The sequence below is a fragment of the Pseudomonas sp. SDO5522_S412 genome, assembly GCF_054071215.1.
In genome coordinates this window covers 1-7057 of record NZ_JBSVWQ010000275.1, presented here as the reverse complement: position 1 = coordinate 7057, position 7057 = coordinate 1, and the positions used below count along the sequence as shown (strand labels likewise).

General features: G+C 60.9%; 6 protein-coding genes. 1 reads left to right on the top strand and 5 read right to left on the bottom strand.

Annotated features, from left to right (window positions below):
- Positions 1 to 118: 118 nt before the first annotated feature.
- From ACW9I6_RS29335 to ACW9I6_RS29315, 5 genes are all read right to left on the bottom strand, one after another.
- Positions 119 to 298, bottom strand: coding sequence for a hypothetical protein (locus tag ACW9I6_RS29335; RefSeq protein WP_003211212.1), 180 nt, complete (start codon positions 296 to 298; stop codon positions 119 to 121).
- 156 nt (positions 299 to 454) lie between these two features.
- Entirely contained in the window at positions 455 to 1630 is a 1176-nt protein-coding gene (locus ACW9I6_RS29330) for a lactonase family protein (RefSeq protein ID WP_457340124.1), read from the bottom strand.
- Positions 1617 to 1913 (bottom strand): DUF5629 family protein, encoded by a 297-nt coding sequence (locus ACW9I6_RS29325; protein WP_177055131.1) that lies wholly within the window; start codon positions 1911 to 1913, stop codon positions 1617 to 1619. Before ACW9I6_RS29325 ends, ACW9I6_RS29330 begins: the two co-directional genes overlap by 14 nt.
- Positions 1914 to 2031: 118 nt before the next feature.
- Positions 2032 to 4407, bottom strand: coding sequence for an efflux RND transporter permease subunit (locus tag ACW9I6_RS29320; protein WP_401194978.1), 2376 nt, complete (start codon positions 4405 to 4407; stop codon positions 2032 to 2034).
- Between the two features lie 15 nt (positions 4408 to 4422).
- Positions 4423 to 5463, bottom strand: coding sequence for a WD40/YVTN/BNR-like repeat-containing protein (locus ACW9I6_RS29315; protein ID WP_457340125.1), 1041 nt, complete (start codon positions 5461 to 5463; stop codon positions 4423 to 4425).
- Between the two features lie 427 nt (positions 5464 to 5890).
- On the opposite strand from ACW9I6_RS29315, the gene ACW9I6_RS29310 reads away from it, so the two are divergent.
- Positions 5891 to 7006 (top strand): Gfo/Idh/MocA family protein, encoded by a 1116-nt coding sequence (locus ACW9I6_RS29310; protein WP_003211201.1) that lies wholly within the window; start codon positions 5891 to 5893, stop codon positions 7004 to 7006.
- The last annotated feature ends 51 nt before the right edge of the window (positions 7007 to 7057 follow it).

Here is a 7057-nt window from a genome sequence, read left to right as displayed (position 1 = left end):
AAAGGTGGGGGGGGGGGTTGGTGAGGGAGGGTGGGGTATAGGTCATCCCGGGGGGAGACTGACCTACCGCTTTCGCGAGCAAGCCCGCTCCCACATTTGATCTTCATCAGCTTCAAGATCAGTTCTGGATTTTGTGGTCCAGCGCTGCATAGAAGTTGGCGCTTTGTTGCAGGTATTTCTGGGTGTAGGCGCTGGTGCTGGTTTTTTTGCTGCTGATTTCAACACTGGCGCTGGCTGGCAACGCTACGGTGGCGGAAACAGCGGAAGCGGCGATGATCGAGAAAAGATTGAAGTTCATGTCGGTAACCCTTGTGTTCGGTTGGCTTGGTGGCCTGTGTTGGCCTTGGAACCAAACTTACGCCCGAGGGGTTAGCCTTAGAAATTCATTGAAACACTAGCCGCTATTAATAGTATTAATACAACAAGTCAGGCCCCGCACTGCGGGGCCTGTGGCTTATTGCCGCACCAGGAACTTGAGGTCGCTGGGGGCATCAATCGCCAGTTTCTGCACGGTTTTGCCCAAAAGACCGGTCTTGGGATCGCGCTCGACGACCACAATCTCGTTGCTCTTCTGGTTGGCGATCAGCAGGAACTTGCCGCTGGGGTCCAGGGCGAACTCCCGGGGATGGTCACCTTCCACCGATCGGCGCTGGATCTCTTTGAGCTGCGCAGTGGCCGGGTCGATGGCAAACACCAACATCTGGTTGGCGGTGCCACGGTTGCTCACGTAGAGGAACTTGCCGTCGCTTGAGGTGTGCAGTGCAGCACCGGCCTTGTCGGACACCGGCTGGCCATCCGCGAAGTTGACCAGTTGCTTCTGGGTCAGCTCGCCATCGTTGTAGTCGAACACCGCCACTTGCGCGCTCATCTCGGTGGTCAGCCACGCGTGCTTGCCGTCTGCGGTGAACAGCAGGTGCCGCGGGCCGCTGCCCGGTGGCAATTGCACAAACGCAGGGTCGGCCGGGGTCAGCGGCAGTTCATGGTTGGCCTTGGGGTCGTAGTGGTAGGCAAAGATCTTGTCCGCCCCCAGGTCCTGGACAAACACGTATTTGCCGTCCGGCGAAGACACCACCGAATGCACATGATTGGACGCCTGGCGCTCCGGGTTGACCCGGCTGGCCGGGTGCCCGCTCAACTGCACCGGCGGCGACAGCTTGCCCTGGGCATCTACCGGCAACACCGCGAGGCTTCCGCCCGGATCTTCCAGCACCGAATAGTTGGCCACGAACAGGTAGCGTCCGTCACTGGCCAGGCTGGAATGGGTCGGCTCGTTGCCCAGGCTCTGCACCTGGTTGATCAGGGTCAGTTGATGGTTCTTCGGGTCGATGCTGTAGCTGCTGACGCGCCCCACCGGGTCTTTTTGGCCCGGGCCGTTTTCGTTGACCACAAACAGGTGCTTCTGGTCCTTGGACAGGGTCAGCCACGACGGGTTGGCCGCCTTGGCGGCGAGCACCGGCTGGCCGTTGAACTGCCCGGTACGGCTGTCGAACTGCAAGCGGTAGATACCTTCACTGGTGCCGGCGGTGTAGCTGCCCACCAGCAACTCATAGGTGTCCACCGGCGCAGCCTGGACCGACATTGCGCCTACGCTGCCGGCCATCAGCAGGGGCCAGAATTTACGCATCATCATCCGCTTCATCCTCGTCATTATTGTTGCCGGTGACGCCGCTCATGCAGACCAGGCGGTGTTCGCCCGAGTCACCGGTAAGGGTCCAGCTTTGCAGGGTTTGATCAAAGGTCGCCGCCTTGACTTGCTCCAGGGTGAAACTCCAGCGCTTCTCGGCGCGACCGTCCATGCAGATGATCGATAACGTCTGGTCATCCAGGCTGAAATCGAAGCTGTGCAGGCCATCGATTTCGACCATCTGGCAGTCTTCAAAAGCGTCGGGCAAGGTAGCGGTGTCGGCAGTCATAACCATCAATCATCAAGAGGAAAGACCTCATGATAGGTCAAATCGTTGCATCGGCCTAAGCCCGCGCAATGCAAAACGCCGTGGCACAGGCCACGGCGTTTTGGCAAACAGCGTTGGATCAGTGGGCGAACAGCGAATTGCCTTTCTGCCCCGCCAGCTTCTCGGGCTTGATCAGGAAGCGTGCCAGCGCCGGCAGCAGCCACAGCGCGCCGAACATGTTCCACAGCAGCATGAAGGTCAGCATCAGCCCCATGTCGGCCTGGAACTTGATGGCCGAGAAGATCCAGGTGCATACGCCGATTGCCAGGCACAGGCCGGTGAACAGCACGGCTTTACCGGTGGACTTGAGCGTCTGGTAATAGGCTTCCTGCAACGGCAGGCCGGCCCGCAGGAAACTCTCCAGGCGGCTGTAGATGTAGATGCCGTAGTCCACGCCGATCCCTACCCCCAGCGCCACCACCGGCAAGGTCGCGACCTTGACGCCGATGCCCATAAACGCCATCAGCGCGTTGCCCAGCACCGAGGTCAGCACCAGCGGCAGCACGATGCACAGGGTCGCCGCCCACGAGCGGAAGGTGATCATGCACATGGTGGCCACGCACAGGTACACCAGGATCAGGATGGTCAGCTCGGACTCCTTGATCACCTCGTTGGTGGCCGCCTCGATCCCGGCGTTACCGGCGGCGAGGATGAATTCCAGGCCGTCCTTGTTGTTCTCCTTGGCGAAGTCCTGCACCGCATGCACCGCGCGGTCGAGGGTTTCGGCCTTGTGGTCGTTGAGGAACACCAGCACCGGCGCCAGGGAGCAATTGTTGTTATACAGGCCATCGGCACGGGCAATGGAGTTGTTCAGCACGTCCGGGTTGCGCGACAGGGTTTCCCATTTCAGGTTGCCCTCGTTCATGCCCTTGATCATCTGCTTGGACACGGTCACCAGCGAGATGGCCGACTGCACGCCCTCGGTGTTCTGCATCTTCCACATCAACTGGTCGATGGGCGCCATGGCTTCATACCGCGAGCAGCCTTCGGGCGGGGTCTTGACCATCACCACCAGCACGTCGGAGCTGGTGGAGTAGTTGTTGATGATGAAGTTGTTGTCCTTGTTGTAGCGCGAGTCAGGACGCAGTTCGGGTGCACCCTGGTCGAGGTCACCGATCTTCAGGTTCTGGCTGTACCAGAGGCCGCCACCAAAGGCGATCAGCGCCAGGGCAATCGACACCGGCGCGACCCTAGGGCTGGCGAACTTCGACAGCAGGCGCCAGAACGGGTGTTCGCGGTGCGCATCCTTCTTGCTCTTGGCGATGGCGCGTTTGCTGATGCCGACATAGGAGATCGCCACCGGCAGCAGGATCAGGTTGGTGAACACGATGACCGCCACACCCACCGAAGCACCGATTGCCAGCTCGCGGATCACGCCGATATCGATGATCAACAGGGTGATAAAACCGACCGCATCGGCGAGGATCGCGATCATGCCCGGCAGGAACAGCTGGCGGAAGGTACGCCGGGCCGCGGTCAGGGCGTTGTCGGCATCACTGGATTGCAGGGCGATGCCGTTGATCTTCTGTACGCCGTGGGAAATACCGATGGCGAAGATCAGGAACGGCACGAGCATCGAGTAGGGATCCAGCCCGAAACCCAGGGCATGCATCAGCCCGAGCTGCCAGATCACCGCCACCAGCGTGGTGCTCAACACCGCGACGGTACTGCGCAGGCAGTTGGTGAACCACAGCAGCAGCACCAGGGTGATGACGAAGGCGATACCGAAGAACATCACCACCATCACCAGGCCGTCGATCAGGTCGCCGACCTTCTTGGCAAAACCGACAATGTGGATCTTGACGTTGGGGTTCTGCGCTTCGAACTTGTCGCGGATCTTGTCTTCGAGCTCATGGGAGAACTTACGGTAGTCCAGGGCCAGCAGCTTGCCCTGGTCCTGTGGGTCCGGATAGGACTCCAGCAGCGGAATGTCGACGATGCTCGACTTGAAGTCGTTGGCCACCAACCGCCCGACCTGCCCGGACTTCAGCACGTTGTTGCGCAACTGGTCGAGGCTTTCCGGCGAGCCGTTGTAGCTCTGCGGGATCACTTCACCGCCGGCAAAGCCTTCTTCGGTAACTTCGGTCCAGCGCACGCTGGGGCTCCACAGGGACTTGAGGCCGGAGCGGTCGACGCCGGAGATGTAGAACACCTCGTCGTTGATCTGGCGCAGGGTCTCCATGTACTCCTTCGTGAAGATGTCACCGTCCTTGGCTTCCACCGAGATGCGCACCGTGTTGCCCAGGTTCGCCAGGTCGTTGCGGTGCTCCATCATCCTCTCGATGAAGGGGTGCTGGAGGGGGATCATTTTTTCGAAGCTGGTGGACGGGCGAATCAACGTCGCCTGCCAGAACAGGAAAATACTCACCAGCAGGCAGATCGTGATGACTGCCGGGCGGTTATTGAAAATCAGGCGCTCGAGAAACGTGGCCTTGTCGTTATGATGACTGCTCATTGTGTCCCCGCCTTCTTATTGTTTTGTCGGCTCGGCGCCGGTTGGACTGGCCACGCGAACGCCGCCCTGCCCCGCCAGAATCAAGTTGCCGTTGCCCGCCGCGGTGACCGCCGACAGCGAAATGCGGTCCGGGCGATTGAATACGCTGAAGGTCAGGCCGTCGTCGTGGCTGACCACCACGCTGCCACCGTTGCCCACTACCACGATGGAACCGTCGTCCAGCAGGGTCGCCCCCGACAAACCGAATTCCAGCGCGCCACGAGTGGCGTTCAGCTCCACCGGCTCCCAGGTGCTGCCAAAATCCGTGGAGCGGAACAGGTTGCCACGCAGGCCGTAGGCCAACAGCGTCTGCGCCTGGGCGGTGCCGATCACGCCGAACAGCGAGCCCTCGTAGGGGCCTTCGAGTTTTTCCCAGGTTTGCCCCTCGTCATGGGAGCGGAACATGCTGCCCTGCTCACCGACGATAAACAGCCCGGCGTCTTTCACCTGGGCGATGGCGTTGAGGTGGTATTGGTCTTCGTTGTCGAGGCGCTCGCTGACGTCGTCCCAGGTCTTGCCCCCGTCGGTGGTTTCGATCAGCGCACCGTAGGCACCCACGGCAAAGCCGTTGCTGGCGTCCTTGAACCAGACGTCGAGCAGCGGTGCTTCGCGCTTGAGGTCCTGGAATTGTTGGGTCCAGGTCACGCCGCCGTCGGTGGTGGCGAGGATCTGTGCGTCATGGCCCACCGCCCAGCCGTGTTGGTCGTCGGCGAAAAATACGGCAGTCAGCAGTTGCCGGGTGGGGACTTTGCCTTGGGTCCAGGTGACACCCTGGTCGTCGGAATAGAGGATGTGCCCGCGATCACCGACCGCGACCAGGCGCTTGCCTGCGTGGACCACGTCGATCATCAGGCTTTTGGCGGCCTTGGGGGAGTCAATGGCGAACACCGCGGCGGCGGTGGTTTCTGTGGCGGCATGGGCCGGTGTCGACAACGCGACAACCCCCAGCAACGAGAGCGCTGTGGCCAGCAATGCGACCCTGCGCGTGGCCTTCGGGCGGAAAAACACCACACCCATGACAGGCTCACTCATAGACCTTTCTCCCATTTATTATTGTTAGGTCGTCTTGCCGTGGGGAGCCCTGAAACCTGCAATCTAGAGCGCCTTGGGCAAGCTGGGCCATCCTAGCGGGCTTTGGAATCGTCTGACAATCGGCGCTACGTTATGTTTTGTTAACTGGAGGGGTTTGGGTCGGTGCTGAATGTAGTGCTATCAGCGGCGGTGATCCGTGGAGGGGGGCTGTTGGGGTGAGGGGGCTTGCTTCCGCTGGAGTGCGCAGCGCTCCTACGCTTTTTGGGGCCGCTGCGCAGCCCAGCGGGAGCAAGCTCCCTCGCCACGGGTGAGGTGTGGGCCCTGGAATGAATTTTTATTCTATGTGTTGAGTTTTGGGAATATTTATTCCATAAATAGGCTTCTCAATACAATAATTCGAAGGAACCCGGCTATGCGCGAACTCGGAATCGGCCTGATTGGTACAGGCTTTATGGGGCGTGCCCACGCCTTGGCGTTCAATAATGCGCGGGCGGTGTTCGAGCTGCCGGTGAAGCTCACGCTGGCCGCCCTGGCCGATGCCGATACCGAGCGCGCAATACGCTGCGCCAATGACTGGGGGTTTGCCCAGGCCCATGGCGACTGGCAGCAGTTGATTGACGATCCCAAGGTGGATGTTGTCGCCATCACTACTCCCAACCATTTGCACTACCCCATGGCCATGGCTGCACTGGCGGCAGGCAAGGCGGTGTATTGCGAGAAGCCGCTGGCGGTGAGCCTGGAGCAGGCGGCCGCGATGCGTGATGCGGCGAGCAAGGCCGGGGTGGTGACGCGGGTGGGTTACAACTATCAGCACAACCCGATGATTGGCTTGGCCCGGCAGTTGATCGCCCGCGGTGAGTTGGGGGAGATCATCAGTTTTCAGGGGGAGTTCAGCGAGGATTTCATGGCGGATTCGGCGTCGCCGTGGTCGTGGCGCTGTGAGGTGGGACATGCCGGCGGTGCGTTGGCGGATCTGGGCAGTCATTTACTGTCCATGGCGCGCTATTTGGTGGGGGATGTGGTGAGTGTGTGTGCCGATACGCAAACGGTGCACGGGCAGCGGCCTGCCACCGCCGGGAGTGAGACGCTGCGGGAGATTGCGGTGGATGACCAGGTGCATGCGTTGTTGCGGTTTGCCAATGGGGCACGGGGGACGGTGAGCAGTAGCTGGCTGAAGCATGGGTATAAGAATCACCTGAGCTTTGAGATCAGTGGCACGCGGGGCACGTTGTTGTTTGATCAGGAACGGTTGAATGAGTTGCAGCTGTTTCGGGTTGGGCAGGAGGGGTTTCAGCGGGTGTTGGCGGGGCCTTCGTTGCCAGGGTATGCGGCGTTCAGTCCGGCGCCGGGGCATCAGTTGGGGTACAACGAGTTGAAGACGCTGGAGGTGCATGAGTTGGTGATGGCGTTGGCCGGCAAGGGCAGTGACGGGACGGATTTTGCGGCGGCTTGGGAGGTTGAGCGGTTGGCGGCGGCGATTCGGGTGGCGGCCAAGGAGGAGCGGTGGGTCAGGCTGAATGAGGTCTAAATGTGGGAGCGGGCTTGCTCGCGAACGCGGTGGGTCAGCCACGGCATCTGG